Annotated in this window: 15 protein-coding genes and 1 riboswitch; of the genes, 3 read left to right on the forward strand and 12 right to left on the reverse strand. The window is 66.2% G+C overall.

The genetic code is table 11. From position 1 onward, the window contains the following. From aroB to ITX31_RS14375, 12 genes are all read right to left on the reverse strand, one after another. Window positions 1–1122, reverse strand: a complete 1122-nt coding sequence (gene aroB, locus ITX31_RS14320) for a 3-dehydroquinate synthase (RefSeq protein WP_194784059.1) — start codon at window positions 1120–1122, stop codon at window positions 1–3. After that, window positions 1123–1638 carry a shikimate kinase gene (locus tag ITX31_RS14325; RefSeq protein WP_323745697.1) on the reverse strand — a complete coding sequence of 172 codons (516 nt, stop codon included), beginning with the start codon at window positions 1636–1638 and terminating at the stop codon, window positions 1123–1125. It abuts the gene before it with no gap. Next, complete coding sequence (aroC, locus tag ITX31_RS14330; RefSeq protein WP_194784060.1) at window positions 1631–2842, reverse strand: chorismate synthase; 1212 nt, start codon at window positions 2840–2842, stop codon at window positions 1631–1633. Before aroC ends, ITX31_RS14325 begins: the two co-directional genes overlap by 8 nt. A gap of 32 nt (window positions 2843–2874) precedes the next feature. Continuing rightward, a complete protein-coding gene (locus tag ITX31_RS14335; RefSeq protein WP_194784061.1) occupies window positions 2875–3756 on the reverse strand; it encodes a shikimate dehydrogenase in 882 nt (293 codons plus the stop codon). After that, window positions 3757–5109 (reverse strand): endolytic transglycosylase MltG, encoded by a 1353-nt coding sequence (mltG, locus tag ITX31_RS14340; protein ID WP_323745698.1) that lies wholly within the window; start codon window positions 5107–5109, stop codon window positions 3757–3759. Next, window positions 5106–5717: a Holliday junction resolvase RuvX gene (ruvX, locus tag ITX31_RS14345; protein WP_194784062.1), complete on the reverse strand. Its 612-nt coding sequence runs from the start codon at window positions 5715–5717 to the stop codon at window positions 5106–5108. The genes mltG and ruvX overlap by 4 nt, the downstream gene beginning before the upstream one ends. Continuing rightward, window positions 5683–8376: an alanine--tRNA ligase gene (gene alaS / locus ITX31_RS14350; RefSeq protein ID WP_194784063.1), complete on the reverse strand. Its 2694-nt coding sequence runs from the start codon at window positions 8374–8376 to the stop codon at window positions 5683–5685. Before alaS ends, ruvX begins: the two co-directional genes overlap by 35 nt. A 59-nt stretch (window positions 8377–8435) precedes the next feature. After that, complete coding sequence (locus ITX31_RS14355; RefSeq protein ID WP_228529360.1) at window positions 8436–8690, reverse strand: hypothetical protein; 255 nt, start codon at window positions 8688–8690, stop codon at window positions 8436–8438. A 36-nt stretch (window positions 8691–8726) separates the two neighbouring features. Beyond that, window positions 8727–9101, reverse strand: a complete 375-nt coding sequence (locus tag ITX31_RS14360; protein WP_194784064.1) for a DUF948 domain-containing protein — start codon at window positions 9099–9101, stop codon at window positions 8727–8729. Window positions 9102–9296: 195 nt separating this feature from the next. Beyond that, window positions 9297–9923 carry a 30S ribosomal protein S4 gene (rpsD, locus tag ITX31_RS14365; RefSeq protein WP_191746511.1) on the reverse strand — a complete coding sequence of 209 codons (627 nt, stop codon included), beginning with the start codon at window positions 9921–9923 and terminating at the stop codon, window positions 9297–9299. A 304-nt stretch (window positions 9924–10227) separates the two neighbouring features. Beyond that, complete coding sequence (locus tag ITX31_RS14370; protein WP_416354825.1) at window positions 10228–11622, reverse strand: replication-associated recombination protein A; 1395 nt, start codon at window positions 11620–11622, stop codon at window positions 10228–10230. Window positions 11623–11740: 118 nt separating this feature from the next. Then, window positions 11741–12577, reverse strand: coding sequence for a PhzF family phenazine biosynthesis protein (locus tag ITX31_RS14375; protein WP_194784065.1), 837 nt, complete (start codon window positions 12575–12577; stop codon window positions 11741–11743). A 124-nt stretch (window positions 12578–12701) separates the two neighbouring features. Further along, window positions 12702–12821, forward strand: a riboswitch (SAM riboswitch). Window positions 12822–12874: 53 nt separating this feature from the next. On the opposite strand from ITX31_RS14375, the gene ITX31_RS14380 reads away from it, so the two are divergent. The 3 genes from ITX31_RS14380 to ITX31_RS15900 all read left to right on the forward strand — a co-directional run bounded on the left by ITX31_RS14380 (window position 12875) and on the right by ITX31_RS15900 (window position 15062). Next, window positions 12875–13381, forward strand: a complete 507-nt coding sequence (locus ITX31_RS14380; protein WP_194784066.1) for a flavin reductase family protein — start codon at window positions 12875–12877, stop codon at window positions 13379–13381. Between the two features lie 130 nt (window positions 13382–13511). Continuing rightward, window positions 13512–14369: a PhzF family phenazine biosynthesis protein gene (locus ITX31_RS14385; RefSeq protein WP_194784067.1), complete on the forward strand. Its 858-nt coding sequence runs from the start codon at window positions 13512–13514 to the stop codon at window positions 14367–14369. Between the two features lie 204 nt (window positions 14370–14573). Then, window positions 14574–15062: a helix-turn-helix domain-containing protein gene (locus ITX31_RS15900; RefSeq protein WP_228529132.1), complete on the forward strand. Its 489-nt coding sequence runs from the start codon at window positions 14574–14576 to the stop codon at window positions 15060–15062. Window positions 15063–15070 lie beyond the last annotated feature (8 nt).

The following is a 15070-nucleotide window of genomic DNA, read 5'->3' on the forward strand; positions in this document are numbered from 1 at the left end:
CTACAGGCTGAGGCGAATCCCGGTCTGCGGTTCGGACGCGATCTCCTGGTAGGCAGCGAAGAGCAGAGACGTATCCGGGACCTCCAGGATGGACGGCTTGGCCAGCCCGTCCAAAAGCACGAAGCGCAGCAGGTCGCCGCGGGACTTCTTGTCCCGGCGCATGCCGTCCAGCAGTGCGCTCCAACGGTCCCGGCGGTAGGTAACCGGAAGACCGAGGGAGGTCAGGATTTGCTTGTGCCGGTCAGCGGTGGCGTCATCCAGCCGGCCCACCATGCGGCCAAGTTCCGCAGCGAAGACCATGCCCACGGAAACAGCCGCGCCGTGGCGCCACTGGTAACGCTCGGCCAGTTCAATGGAGTGGCCCAGGGTGTGGCCGTAGTTCAGGAACTCCCGGCGTCCGGCTTCCCGCAGGTCTGCGGACACAACCTCCGCCTTGACCCGGACCGCGCGTTCCACCAGTTCACGGACGACGTCGGAGCCGCCGTCGGCCACAGCCTCTTGGTTCGCCTCGATCAGGTCCAGAATCGCCGGATCGGCGATGAAGCCGCACTTGACGACCTCCGCCATGCCGCTGAGCAGTTCGTTCTTCGGCAGCGAACCGAGGGCATCAAGATCGGCCAGGACACCGGCGGGCGGGTGGAAGGCACCCACCAGGTTCTTGCCCTCGGCGGTGTTGATCCCGGTCTTGCCGCCCACTGCCGCATCCACCATGCCCAGCAGGCTGGTGGGGATGTGCACCACCTTGATGCCGCGCAGCCAGGTGGCCGCCACGAATCCGGCGACGTCGGTGACCGCTCCGCCGCCTACGGCCACGATGGCGTCCGAGCGCGTGAAATCGTTCTGCCCCAGCACCTGCCAGCAGAAGGAAGCCACCTGGATGTGCTTGCCCTCTTCGGCGTCGGGAATTTCCGCGGTGAGGGCCGTGAGTCCGGCTTCGGCGAGTTCGTCGCGGACAGTGTCGCCGGTGGTGCGCAGCGCGCGGGGATGGATCACCAGCACGCGCCGGACCCGCTCCCCCAGCGTCGCCGGAAGACGGCCGAGCAGGCCGTTGCCGATGACGACGTCGTAATTCTCTGCGGGCTTCTCACCGGTCACTTCGATGACGGTGGCTTCAGCGGGCATTCAGTTCTCTCCTTCGTCCAGGGCGGCGGTGATGCGGTCCACCACCTCGGCGATTGCCAGTCCCCTGGTATCTATGACTATGTCTGCCAGCGATTCGTATATTGGCCTGCGGGACTCTGCCAGTGCGCTCCAGCGCTGCGCCGGGTCGCCGGCCAGCAGCGGGCGGTGGGCTGCGCGGGATATGCGCGGCAGCACCGTGGCCAGGTCCGTATCCAGAAATACAACCGTAGCGTGCCTGAGCAGCTGCTGGGTTCCGGTGTCCAGCACCGCCCCGCCGCCGAGGGAGATCACCGAGCGCACGGGTGAGTCCAGCGCGCCGGAGACGGCCCGTGCCTCGGCTTCGCGGAAGTACCGTTCGCTGTGCCGGGCAAAGATCTCCGGAATGGGACCATGTTCCTCGACCACGAGCTGGTCCGTGTCCACGTAGGGCAGATTGTGGTGGGCCGCGAGCTGCCGGCCGACGACGGACTTCCCGGCCGCCATCAGGCCGATCAGGACCAGATGCTGCTCAGACACCTGAGCCGCTACCGGTCGACGACAGCGAGTCCGGGATGCTCTCAAGGTACGTGCGCAGGTTCCGTGCCGTCTCCGCCACCGAATCCCCGCCAAACTTTTCGGTCATCGCCTCGGCGAGGACCAGCGCCACCATGGCTTCAGCGACGACGCCGGCGGCAGGCACGGCACACACGTCGGAGCGCTGGTGGTGGGCACGTGCAGGCTCACCGGTGGAAACGTCCACGGTCTTCAGTGCGCGCGGCACGGTGGCTATGGGCTTCATGGCAGCGCGGACGCGCAGCACTTCACCAATGCTCATGCCGCCTTCAATGCCTCCGGCGCGGTTGCCGGAGCGGATGACCCGGCCGGACTCATCCTGGAGGATCTCGTCGTGGGCGGCGGACCCGCGGCGGGAAGCGGTGAGGAAACCGTCACCGACCTCCACGCCCTTGATGGCCTGGATCCCCATCAGGGCTCCGGCCAGGCGGGCGTCGAGGCGGCGGTCCCAGTGAACGTAGCTGCCCAGTCCCGGCGGGAGGCCGTACGCAAGCACTTCGACGACGCCGCCCAGGGTTTCGCCTTCCTTATGGGCAGCGTCTACCTCGGCGACCATGGCTTCAGTGACTGCCGGGTCAAAGCAGCGCATCGGATTCTCGTCCAGCGCCGGAACGTCGGAAGGCAGCGGCAGGGCTGAGCCCTCGGGCGATGCGACGCCGGCAATGCCCACGGTGTGGCTGACCAGCTCAACGCCGAGCTGCTCAAGGAACGCCGAGGCCACTGCGCCCAGCGCCACCCGGGCAGCGGTCTCCCGCGCGCTGGCGCGTTCGAGCACGGGACGGGCTTCACTGAAGCCGTATTTCTGCATCCCGGTGAAATCTGCGTGGCCCGGACGCGGCCGGGTCAGCGGGGCGTTGCGTGCCTGGCCGTCGAGGATCTCGGCCGGGACGGGATCCGAGGCCATGATCTGTTCCCACTTGGGCCACTCGGTGTTGCCCACCTCGATGGCCACGGGGCCGCCCTGCGTTAGTCCGTGGCGGACACCGCCCAGGATGCGCACCTCGTCCTGTTCGAACTTCATGCGGGCACCGCGGCCATAGCCGAGGCGCCGGCGCGCCAACGCGTCCTGGATGGACGGGGTGCTAACTTCGACGCCCGCGGGGACGCCCTCAATAATTCCGACGAGGGCAGGCCCATGGGACTCACCGGCGGTCAACCAACGCAACATGGATTCAATACTGCCACGTTCGGCAGGGGCCTTCAGCGCCGGGGCAGCCCCACTGCGTCACACATCACGTTTATGACGGACGCCTCGTCGCGGAACATGCTGCCGGTGAACAGGCGCACCTGTTCCACCGCCTGGTACAGGAGCATTTCGAGTCCCGGTACGATCGTTCCGCCGGCCGATTCCCAGGCCGCTGCCAGGCGGCTCGGCCAGGGATCGTAGGCGGCGTCCAGGAGCACCGCACCTGCACGGGCCGCGCCCAGGGCACGGAGCTGCTCCGCCAGCGCGTCAGCGCCGCGGGGCGGCAGGGTGCAGAGAACGACGTCGGCGACGGCACAGGCTGCGGCGGCGTCGTCCCAGGGCCACAGGTCTACCTTCACGCCCAGCCGGGCGCCAACCTGCTGCACATCTGCCTGCCCCCCAGCCCCGGCCGAGCCGCGGAAGCTTCGGGCATGGACGTCCACGGTGGTGCAGCCCATGCGGGCAAGGGCCGCTACGGCCGCGCAGGCCGTTCCCCCGGCCCCAAGGATGACGCCGCGCGGCGCTTCGGCGGCGCCGGCATGCCGCAGCGCATTCACCAGGCCGGTCACGTCCGTGTTCCACCCCGTGAGCACGGTGCCTTCGGGCCCGTGCCCGAAGGTGACGGTATTGAGCACACCGAGGGCTTCGGCGAGGGGGTCCAGCCGGTCAATGGCTGCAGCCATCACGGCCTTGAGGGGCATGGTGACGGACAGGCCGATCCACTCCGGCTGGGTCCGGAGGGCAGCGGCGAAGTCCGCCGCTGCTTCCTCCGTTACATCAATTGCGTCGTAACTGCAGTCGAAGCCCAGGAAGTCATAGGCAGCGCGGTGAAGCTGGGGCGAACGGGAGTGTCCGATCGGGTGTCCCAGTACCGCCGCCCGTTTGCGGACGGACAATTAGTCGCACCTTCCGGCTTCCTGCGTGCCGCACCACTGCTGGTACTCGGCAACGTAGCGTCCGTGTTCGGCCAGGGTGGAGGAAAACTTGGTCTCTCCCGTGTCCAGGTTGACGGTGACCCAGTAAAAGTACGGAACATCCGCCGGGTTTGCTGCGGCGTCGATAGCCTCCACGCTCGGTGAACCGATCGGCCCCACCGGCAGACCGGGGTTGGCGTAGGTGTTCCAGCGGTTGGAAGTGTCCGCCTTCTCTTCCGGGGTGAGGTTGTAGCTCTTTCTCCCGAGGCCGTACGTCACGGTCGCATCCGACTGGATGAGGCCGTTGGTCTCGGTGTTGTCAGCGCGCAGCCGGTTCTCGATCGCACCGGCAACCGTGGCGTAGTCGGCTTCGCCCGCTTCGGCCTGGATGATGCTTGCCTTGGTGAGGACGCGGTACTGCTCGGCCGGGTCGGTGACGCCGGCTTCTTCCAGTGCATTCAAGGCATTCTGGACCATCTCGGTGATGATCTCCTCGGCCGTCATGTCCACCGGGAAGCGGTACTCACCGGGGAACAGGTAGCCTTCCAGGCTCACGGCCTGTTCCGGCAGGCCGAACGTCTGGGGATCCTGGGCCAGGGCCGTGAACTCCTCCAGCGGAATGCCGGTGGAGGCCACGAGCTCGTCAAATGTTTCGCTTTGCCGTTGGTCGCGGGGAATCGCAGCGTAGTGGACTGCTGTTCCGCCGTCACCCAGCAGTGCACCGAGGGCACCTGATGCGCTCATCCGCAGGCGCATTTCGAAGGTTCCCGGCTGGATCTCCCGGCCCTGGGATTCCTGCTGGAAAACCTCAACGAATTTGTTGGGATTGGCAACGATGTCCTGGCTGGCCAGGTTGTTGCCGATCACCAGCGGCCCGTCGCCCGGCTCCACCACGAAGGAGACCGTTCCCTCTCCCGGCCCGGGATAATCCTGAACCTCGTTCATGCCCAGCAGGTCCCGCAGGAATACGGTGAGGCCAAAGACGGCACCGGCAAAGACGGCCAGCACCGTAACCATGACAATGGTGCGGCGGCGCCGGCGGCGCTGCTTTTCCTTGGAAGGCCGGCGGCTGCGCCTGCTGGGAGCCGGCTCTTCGTCGCCGAAGAAGTGCTGGACGGCGGGTGCAGTTTCCTGATACTGCGCACCGGTATAGGCGCCTGAGTGGGCACCGGCGTGCAGGACGTCCTCGTAGCGCTCATCTTCATGCCGGGCGTCATCAAAGTGCTGGTCCGGATACCGGTTGTCCTGGTACTCCTCACCGGCATAGCCGTCAGCGGCCGGTTCATGGTCCGGGCGCTCTCCCGTTCCGTAGGGGTCGGGGTACCTGTGGCTCACGACGACTTGTCGCTTTCGGGGCGGCGTTCCACGAAAATAGTTGGCTCCTCGTTCGGGGCCGCAGCAGCGGAATGCGTGCTCCGGCGTAGTGTGACCTGCACCCCCACATCGCGTCCCAGGGAACGCTGCATGTCAATGGCCTGCTGCAATATACCCACAGCTGCCACTTGGTCTACCACTCTACGGTGATTTCGGGTCTCCAAGCCAGCTTCACGCAGGGAGCGGTGGGCACTGACTGTGCTCAGCCGCTCGTCGATCAGCCGGACCGGTACCTCGAGTCCTGCTTTGTCCAAAGCCTGCACCAGGGACTGCGCGTAGTCCCTGGCCATCGCCGTGGACGCGGTTTCAGTGCCCTTCATGCTCTGCGGCAAGCCAACGAAGAACTCGACTGCCTCCCGCTCGCCGGCTTCGCGGACCAGGACCTGGATGTCGCTGTTCTTTTTGGCATCGCGTTTCAGCGTCCGCACCGGGGTGGCCAGCAGGCCGTCGGGGTCGCATGAAGCGACCCCGACGCGTGCGAGTCCAACGTCGACGCCGATTTTGGTTCCGCGCGGATAGCCGGACACTGTGCCGCTAGCCCCGGTTCGCCACCGCTGCGCGGATGGCATCCAGCGCCTCGGAAATCTTGGCAGCATCGGCGCCGCCGCCCTGTGCGACGTCGTCCTTGCCGCCGCCGCCGCCTCCGAGGACACCGGCAGCGGTCTTGACCAGCGCGCCGGCCTTGACCTTGGCCTCACGGGCGGCCTCGTTCGTAGCGACAATGACCACCGGACGCCCGTTGGCAGCACCGGCAACTGCGACGACCGCCGCTTCGCTGCCCAGCCGGGACCGCAGGTCCAGTGCGAGGGTCCGGAGGTCATCCGCGCCGGAAACCGTCCCGGCGTCGTGGGCCAGCAGGCGGACGCCGTCCACGTCCACGGCGGAGCCGAGCAGTGCTGCCGCGGACGCTGCGAGCTGTTCGCGGCGCAGGCGCTCGAGTTCCTTCTCGACCTGCTTCAGCTTGGCCAGGGTCGCTGCAACGCGCTCCGGAACCTGCACGGAAGGAACCTTGAGCAGCTCGGAGAGTTCGTTCACCAGGGCACGCTCAGCGGCCAGGTGGCGGAAGGCGTCCATGCCAACGAAGGCTTCCACGCGGCGGTTGCCTGAACCGACGGACTGTTCACCCAGCAGGGTCAGGCTGCCGATCCGGGACGTCGAGTCCACGTGCGTGCCGCCGCAGAGTTCGCGGGACCATTCGCCGTCGATCTCCACTACGCGCACCTGGTCCCCGTATGCTTCCCCGAACAGTGCGGTGGCGCCGAGTGCCTTGGCGTCTGCAAGGGACATGATCTTGGTTTCGACCTTGTGGTTGCTGCGGATGGCTAGGTTGGAGACCTCTTCGATCTCGGACTTGGCAGCAGCTGAGAGACCCTCGCCCCAGGAGAAGTCGAACCGCAGGTAGCCCGCCTTGTTGAAGGAGCCGCGCTGGAGTGCTTCCGGGCCGAGGATCTGGTGCAATGCGGCGTGCACAATGTGCGTGCCGGAGTGTGCCTGTTCGGCTGCGTGGCGCTGCTCGGCGTCGACCGCAGCCTGTGCAAGGGCACCGGCGGAGATTTCGCCTTCACGGACCACGGCCTTATGGACGGTGAGTCCCTTGACCGGGCGCTGCACGTCGGAGACCTCAACCACGAAGCCGTCGCCGGTGATGAGTCCGACGTCGGCCGCCTGGCCGCCGGCTTCCGCGTAGAACGGGGTCTCGTCCAGGACCAGTTCAATCTCGGTGCCCTGGCCCGCGTAGGACACGGACTGGCCGTTGGACACGATGCCGCGCACCGACGATTCGGTCAGCAGCTCGTCGTAACCGGTGAACACGGTGTTGCCGGCCTTGAGCAGTTCGTTGAACACGGACAAGTCCGAATGTCCGTGCTTCTTGCCGCGGGCGTCAGCCTGGGCGCGCTTGCGCTGTTCCTGCATCAGGGACCGGAAACCGGCCTCGTCCACCTTCAGGCCCGCTTCCTCGGCCATCTCCAGGGTGAGGTCGATCGGGAAACCGTAGGTGTCATGCAGGGCAAAGGCGTCAGCACCGGAGAGCGGCTGACCGGCGGCCTTGGACTCCTGCACGGCAACTTCAAGCCGCTCGGTACCGGAGGCGATGGTGCGCAGGAAGGCCTTTTCCTCGGCGTAGGCGATCCGCGAGATGCGGGCGAAGTCTGTCTCGACCTCCGGGTAGGTGCCCTTCATGGCGTCCCGGGAGACGGGCAGCAGTTCGGGCAGCACCGCGGTCTCGACGCCGAGCAGGCGCATGGCACGCACGGCACGGCGGATCAGGCGGCGCAGCACATAGCCGCGGCCTTCATTGGAGGGGGTGACGCCGTCGGAGATCAGCATGAGGGCCGAACGGATGTGGTCTGCCACGACGCGCATCTTCACGTCGTCGGCGTGGTGCGGATCCGAGGGATCCTCAGCTGAGGTGTAGGACTTGCCCGAGAGTTCGGCGGCCTTGTCCAGCACGGGACGGACCTGGTCCGTCTCATACATGTTCTCCACGCCCTGCAGGATCATGGCGAGGCGCTCGAGGCCGAGTCCGGTGTCGATGTTCTTCTGCGGCAGCTCGCCGGCGACGTCGAAGTCGGTCTTGGAACGCACCTCGGAGAGCTGGTACTGCATGAAGACCAGGTTCCAGATCTCGATGTAGCGGGTCTCGTCCACGGCCGGGCCGCCTTCGAGTCCGTACGCCGGGCCGCGGTCGTAGTAGATCTCGGAGCAGGGACCGCCGGGGCCGGCCTGGCCGGTGTTCCAGTAGTTGTCTGCCTTGCCGGTGCCGATGATGCGCTCGTTGGGCACGCCGACCTTGTCCCGCCAGATGGAGCGGGCCTCGTCGTCGCGCTCGTCGCCGTCTTCGTAGACGGTGACCCAGAGGCGCTCGGGATCAAGGCCGTAACCGCCGTCTTCCACCGGGCTGGTGAGCAGCTCCCAGGCGAAGGTGATGGCGTCTTCCTTGAAGTAGTCGCCGAAGGAGAAGTTGCCTGCCATCTGGAAGAAAGTTCCGTGGCGGGCCGTCTTGCCGACCTCCTCGATGTCAGCGGTGCGGATGCACTTCTGGACGCTGGTGGCGCGGCTGTACGGCGGGGTCTCGCGGGCAGTGAGGTACGGGATGAAGGGCACCATGCCGGCAACGGTGAACAGCAGCGAGGGGTCGTTGCTGACGAGCGACGCGGAGGGAACGACCGTGTGGCCCTTCCGGCTGAAGAAATCCAGCCAGCGGCGTGCGATCTCGTGGGACTTCATGGTGTTTCTTACCCTTCTGGTAATTCAATTCCGCACGGTGGGCGGCGGGGTGGGGAACGTCAGCGGCGGGCTGAGGACATGGTCTGGGCAACCGTGTCGGTGGTATCCAGACCCAGCGCAGAGCGCAGCTCGCCCTCGCGCTGGGTCATGGCGTCACGGAAAGCGTCGGTGAAATCGTGCAGTGCGTCGGCTGCGGTGCCGACGGCACGGTTGAGCCCGGCCGGGCCAAGGTTCTCCTTGGCGTCAGAGATGCGCCGGACCGCAATCACGCCGATGGTGATGCCGATCGACATCCAAAAGACACGCTTAATCATGTGCTGCTCCTGAGGTGTACTGCATGGCGGATGGTCCTAACGGCTGCGGCGGCCGCGCCCTGCGGGCCGGCGGGAGGTCAGTGCCGTGCGTACACCGTAGGTAAAGGCCGAGACCTTGATCAGCGGTGAGCCGACGGTCGCGGCCACCAGGGACGTGAGTGCGGAGACGTTGGCGGAGGCATCAGAGACGTTCGAGGAGATTCCGTCAACCTTCTGCAGCTGCAGGTTGGTGGTTGACACTGTGGTGGTGACCTCGTCGATCAGCGGGGTGGTCTCATCACTGAGGGTCTTGATTGATCCGCGCAGTTCATCGAAGACCTTCCCAAGCTTGAGGATGGGGACGGCCAGCAGCGCAACCAGCACGGCAAAAACCCCGGCTGCGATCAGACCGGCAATATCTCCACCTGACATGGTTCTCCTTGGGTTGATTTCGAAGAGTTTCCGCTATGTACCTTACCCACTGACGGGACCGGACACTTACTCGGCCGCGGCGCGTTCCCCCCACCGGCCGCGGCGCGGGCACCCCCGCAAACGAAACAGCCCGCGGCGCAAAGGCCGCGGGCTGTTCCAGTTTCGCGCTAGTATCCCGCAGGCGGGAAGCTCGAATTAGCGTGCGTAGTATTCCACCACGAGCTGCTCTTCGCAGGTCACGGGGATTTCCGAGCGCTTCGGGCGGCGAACCAGGCGAGCCTGCAGCTTGTCCAGGGAGACATCCAGGTAACCCGGAACAGCGGGCAGGACGTCGCGGTGGGCGCCGGCAGCGGCAACCTGGAACGGCGTCATGGTCTCGCTGCGCTGGTGCACATGGATGAGCTGGCCTTCGGACACGCGGAACGACGGGCGGTCCACGCGGGCGCCGTCAACCATGATGTGGCGGTGCACAACCAGCTGGCGGGCCTGGGCGATCGTCCGGGCGAAGCCGGCACGCAGCACGAGGGCGTCAAGACGCATCTCGAGAAGCTCGATCAGGTTTTCACCGGTCAGACCGGCGGTGCGGCGGGCTTCTTCGAAGACACGGGTCATCTGTGCTTCGCGGATGCCGTACTGTGCGCGCAGGCGCTGCTTTTCGCGCAGGCGGACTGCGTAGTCGCTGTCCTGCTTGCGGCGTGCGCGGCCGTGCTCACCCGGGGGGTAAGGCCGGCGCTCGAAGTACTTTGCTGCCTTGGGGGTCAAAGCAATGCCGAGGGCGCGCGAAGCGCGAGCCTGACGGCGTGCACGTGTTGAATTAGCCACGTTCACCTTTCACTGTTTTGGCGGTTTTGCCGTACGCGCCGGGAGAACCCGCCGTGCACGGCTAATGCGTAGTCACTGGCCTCCATGAGGGAGAGCTCCGGCCAACCGCTGCCTTCTGCTGCAACGCAGTTGCCGGACACAGTTCCACCGTGTCCGGACGGAAATCCGGCGCGATGGTGGGGTGGTCCGGCAGTGCGCTTGCCAGTCAACCATCAATACTAGCACGCACCGGCGCCCGCCGAACGGGCCGGACGGCACCGCTTCGGCGCTCTTTGCGCCCGCTGTCCGCGCCTACTGTCCGTGCCTACTGTCCGCGGATGATTCCGCGGAGCCGTTCCAGCCGTGCCGAGATGTCCCGTTCCGCTCCGTTGGCGGTGGGTTTGTAGTAGTCCTTGCCCACCAGGTCATCCGGGGCGTACTGCTGCTTGGCGATGCCGTGCGGGGCGTCATGGGAGTAGATGTAGCCCTTGCCGTGGCCCAGCTGTTTTGCGCCCGGATAGTGCGCGTCGCGCAGATGTGCCGGCACACCCGTTCCGTAGCCCGCCCGTACGTCTGCCGTGGCGGCACCGATCGCCTTGTAGGACGCGTTCGATTTCGGTGCGGTGGCAATGTGCACCACGGCCTCCGCCAGGATCAGCCTTCCCTCCGGCATGCCGATCATCTGCACCGCCTGGGCCGCGGCGACCGCGGTCTGCAGCGCCGTCGGGTCTGCCATGCCCACGTCTTCCGCGGCGGAGATCATCAGCCGGCGGGAAATGAACCGCGGATCCTCCCCCGCCTCGAGCATCTTGGCGAGGTAGTGCAGGGCGGCATCGACGTCGGAGCCGCGCAGGGACTTGATGAACGCGCTGGTGACGTCATAGTGCTGGTCTCCGGCCCGGTCATAGCGCAGGGCTGCCACGTCCAGGGCCTGTTCAGCGTGTGCCAGTTCAACGGTGGGCACCGTGACATCCGGGTCCCGTTCGGAGTACGCGACGCCGGCAGCGGCCTCCAGCGCTGTGAGGCCGCGGCGGGCGTCTCCGGCGGCCAGGCGCACCAGGTGCTCGAGCGCGTCGTCGCTGAGCTCCACCCGTCCGGCCAGGCCCCGCTCATCTTCCACGGCGCGCTGCAGCAGGCCGGAGATATCCGCTTCGGTCAGCGGCTTGAGGGTCAACAGCAGGGACCGGGAGAGCAGCGGGGACACCACGGAGAAGGACGGGTTCTCCGTGGTGGCTGCGATCAGGACTACCCAGCGGTTCTCCACGCCCGGCAGCAGGGCGTCCTGCTGGGCCTTGTTGAAGCGGTGGATCTCGTCCAGGAACAGCACGGTGGTGATGCCGTGCAGGTCCCTGGCTGTCAGGGCCTCGTCCATGACCTTGCGGACGTCCTTGACTCCGGAGGTGATTGCCGAGAGTTCAACGAATTTCCGGCCCCGGCCGCGTGCCACCACGTGCGCGAGGGTGGTCTTGCCCGTTCCGGGAGGTCCCCAGAGCATGACCGAAGAGGGACCTGCCGGGCCGCCCTGCGGAGCTTCTGCCAGGGTACGGAGCGGAGATCCCGGTGCCAGGAGGTGCTGCTGGCCTACAACTTCGTCGAGGCTGCGCGGGCGCATGCGTACCGCAAGGGGGCTGCGCGGCCGCTGCCGCGAATCTGCCTCCGCGGCGTCGTCGTCGTTGTCCTGCAGGTCTTGGTCCTCGCCGCTGTTGAACAAGTCATTCACGCTTCAAGGCTACCCGTGCCCTCTCCCCCCGCGTTTCGGCCCGTCCCCGCAATCGATATGACAGAAACTGCACGTATGGGGCTCCATACGTGCAGTTTCTGTCATCTGGATGGGGGGTTTAGAGGGAAACGGACCCGTCGATGCAGGTGACGGACTCCCCGCCGATCCAGATCCGCCCCTCACGGGTGAATACACGCACCAGCCCGGAGCGGTGGACGGCGGTGCCCTGGGTGACGGTGTAACGCTCCTCTGCGATTCCGTCGCCGATCAGCCACTGGGCCAGTCCGGAGTTAAGGCTCCCGGTCACCGGATCCTCGGAGACGCCGAGGCCGGGCGCGAACGCGCGGACCTCGAAGTCCGTCTCGGCTGATTCCGGCTGCGGGCCGATCACGCCCACCCGGAGGTCGCCGATCAACGCGTAGTCCGGATGCAGTGAGAGGACCGTCTCAGCGTCCGGCAGCAGCAGGCCCAGCCAGCCGGGTCCGTTGTCCACCCACTGATGGCCACGGACCTGTTCAGGTGAGAGGCCCAGTGCTGCGCTGACCCGGGTCAGAATCTCCTCCTCCACCGGCCCGGTGCGGATCAGCCGAGGCGCCGCGAACGCGGCAAGCCCGGCATTGACGCGCAGGGGCACCAGCCCAATTCCGCACTCCTGCACCACGAGGCCGGACTTCATCGGGGTGTTGCCGGCCTCCGTCCACGCGTGGCAGGTTCCCAGTGTGGGGTGCCCGGCGAACGGAATTTCGCCGCCGGGCGTGAAGATCCGCACCCGGTAGTCGGCTTCGTCCTGTGTAGCGGGCAGGACGAAGGTGGTTTCTGAGAGGTTCGTCCAGCGGGCGAACTGCAGCATCGCGTCGTCGTCGAGGTCTTCTCCGTCCAGGACCACGGCCAGCGGGTTGCCTTGGTACGGCTTTTTGCCGAAGACGTCTACCTGTTTGAACCAGCGTTGTCTCATGCGGACACTGTAGTGGCTGGCCGCGGGTGTTCGGGAAGACACGCATTACGAAGTGTTGCCCGGCATGGCCGTAATGTGACGGACGTTTGCCCCCGGCGAGCTCGGCTCCTAGATTGGTAGCCAGAATCAAGAGTTCCAGCCACAGGCCCTGGCCGGCTGGACGGCAACCCTCTCGCCGTAGCGGGGTGCTCCAGGTGACGATTCGGCCGTTCCGGTGGATCTCCCGGTCCGGCAAGTACAGCGTTGGTCTTCCGCGGTTCTCCACCGCAGGCTGCGCGTCAGGGAAGAGGAATCTCCATGGCACTTGAAACCGATCTCCAGCCCAACGCACTGCGCCGGGCCTTTGCGCGCTTCCCATCCGGAATCGCAGCGCTCTGCGCCGAGATCGACGGCGCGCCGCAGGGAATCGTGGCCTCTTCCTTCACGGTCGGCGTTTCCATGGATCCGCCCCTGGTCATGTTCGCGGTGCAGAACACCTCACGAACCTGGCCGGTGCTTCGTACTGCCGGCAGGATCGGTGTGTCCATCCTGGGCACGGGGCACGACGGCGTCTGCCGCCAGATCGCTTCCCGCGACGGCGACCGCTTTGCCGGGCTGAGCCTTCACGAAGCCGACACGGGTGCTCTGTTCCTGGACGAGGCAGCCCTTTGGCTTGAAACGTCCGTCGAAAACGAAGTCCCGGCCGGGGACCACGCCGTCATCCTTCTTCGTGTGCACGGCTACTCGACCCACGACGGCGCACATGAGCCGCTGGTCTTCCACGGCTCGGCATTCCGGAATCTCGCGGTTCCGGCCTTCGCCTGACCCGCCCGCGCAAAACGCTCCGCTTTGGAAAATCGCTCCGCCGCGCCGCGGAGCGAACTGCACAAACCGGAGCGACTTGGAACAGACAGGGCGCAATGAATCCTGCAGGGCAACTCACTAAGCTCAAATAGTGACCCCTGAAACACCTGTAACCACCCGTCCATTTGCCCAGATTGACGTGTTCAGCCCCGAGCCCCTCGGCGGTAATCCGCTCGCCGTCGTGCTTGACGCGTCCGGGCTCAGCGCCGCCCGGATGCAGCAGTTCGCGAACTGGACCAACCTGGCCGAGACCACATTCCTTCTTCCACCAACTGATCCGCAGGCCGACTACCGGGTCCGGATTTTCACCCCCACTGAGGAACTGCCGTTCGCCGGACACCCCACCCTTGGTTCTGCCCACGCCTGGCTGGAAGCCGGAGGAAAGCCCCGCCAGGAGGGCACACTGATCCAGGAATCCGCCGCCGGCCTGGTACGGATCAAAACGGGAGACGGGGGCCGGCTGGCCTTCGCAGCGCCGGCGCTGACACGGTTCGGTCCTGTTGCCGAGCGCGAACTGGACCGTGTTGCGGCAGGGCTGGGTCTTCCCCGCGAGGCACTGCGGGATGCGGCCTGGCTGGTCAACGGTCCTGAGTGGATCGGCGTGCTGCTGGACTCCGCTGAACAGGTGCTGGCCATCCGGCCCAACTACCCTGCCATGGCCGGTTTGGCGGTAGGTGTCATCGGCCCGAATCCCGACGGCGCCGCCACGGAGTTTGAAGTACGCACGTTCGTCTCCGATGAGCTTCCCTGCGAGGACCCGGTGACGGGCAGTTTCAACGCCGGGGCGGCCCAGTGGCTGATCGGCAGCGGCCGGGCGCCGTCGTCCTACACCGCAGCGCAGGGGACGGTCCTGGGACGAACCGGCCGCGTCCAAGTGGAAGCCGACGGCGTGGACATTTGGGTGGGCGGCGAATGCACCACCCGCATCGCCGGGACCGTCAGGATCTGACGCGGCGGTTCGCCGCGGTGTGGGAAGGCGCTCCGTTTTGGGAAAGCGCTCCGCGGCGCCGCGGAGCGAACTGCACAAACCGGAGCGGAACCGGTAAGCCGTCCGCACCCGCAACGCCGGACAGCAAAAGACCCGGCCACCACATGGTGAACTGCTCCCCGAAAGTTGGACTGAGAAATCAGTTCACTCTCGGGGAGCAGTTCTATGCACAGCAGCAGTTCATTGTCGGAAGAGCAGCGTGAGGCAGCGGTAGCCTTATTTGAGCTGGGTTGGGGGTACAAGTCGGTAGCCATGAAGCTTGGCGTGAGCAAGAAGGCTGCAAACGGGTTATACGACCGCTGGAGAGTGCGCGGAGGGACAACACTATTGGCCAAGCCAACCAAGCGTAAGTTTTCGTTTGAGTTCAAGCTCATGGTTGTTCAGCGCTTTCTTGCAGGAGAAACGAAGGTCGCCTTGGCTCAGGAGTTCCAGCTGTCCTCACCCAATCTCATCAAGGCGTGGGTCAGTAAGTACCGCAGCGAAGGCGAAGAGGGCTTGCGTCCTAAACCGAAGGGCCGTCCGAAAGCGCTGACCGAAGCTCCTGCGCGGCCGGTGTCGGAGCTTGAACGGTTGCGTAGGGAGAACGAGCGGCTGCGGGCAGAAGTAGCCTTCCTGGGAAAAGTTCAGGCCTTGAGGGGAAAGGAACGGCGCTAAAAGTCCGC

Source organism: Arthrobacter gandavensis (assembly GCF_015355785.1).
Lineage (GTDB): Bacteria > Actinomycetota > Actinomycetes > Actinomycetales > Micrococcaceae > Arthrobacter_B > Arthrobacter_B gandavensis_A.

Coding starts and splice junctions, on each gene's coding strand:
- aroB (WP_194784059.1), bottom strand. CDS start 1,122: ATGCCCGCTGAAGCCACCGTCATCGAAGTGACCGGTGAGAAGCCCGCA.
- aroC (WP_194784060.1), bottom strand. CDS start 2,842: ATGTTGCGTTGGTTGACCGCCGGTGAGTCCCATGGGCCTGCCCTCGTC.
- ruvX (WP_194784062.1), bottom strand. CDS start 5,717: ATGCCATCCGCGCAGCGGTGGCGAACCGGGGCTAGCGGCACAGTGTCC.
- alaS (WP_194784063.1), bottom strand. CDS start 8,376: ATGAAGTCCCACGAGATCGCACGCCGCTGGCTGGATTTCTTCAGCCGG.
- ITX31_RS14355 (WP_228529360.1), bottom strand. CDS start 8,690: ATGATTAAGCGTGTCTTTTGGATGTCGATCGGCATCACCATCGGCGTG.
- ITX31_RS14360 (WP_194784064.1), bottom strand. CDS start 9,101: ATGTCAGGTGGAGATATTGCCGGTCTGATCGCAGCCGGGGTTTTTGCC.
- ITX31_RS14375 (WP_194784065.1), bottom strand. CDS start 12,577: ATGAGACAACGCTGGTTCAAACAGGTAGACGTCTTCGGCAAAAAGCCG.
- ITX31_RS14380 (WP_194784066.1), top strand. CDS start 12,875: ATGGCACTTGAAACCGATCTCCAGCCCAACGCACTGCGCCGGGCCTTT.
- ITX31_RS15900 (WP_228529132.1), top strand. CDS start 14,574: ATGCACAGCAGCAGTTCATTGTCGGAAGAGCAGCGTGAGGCAGCGGTA.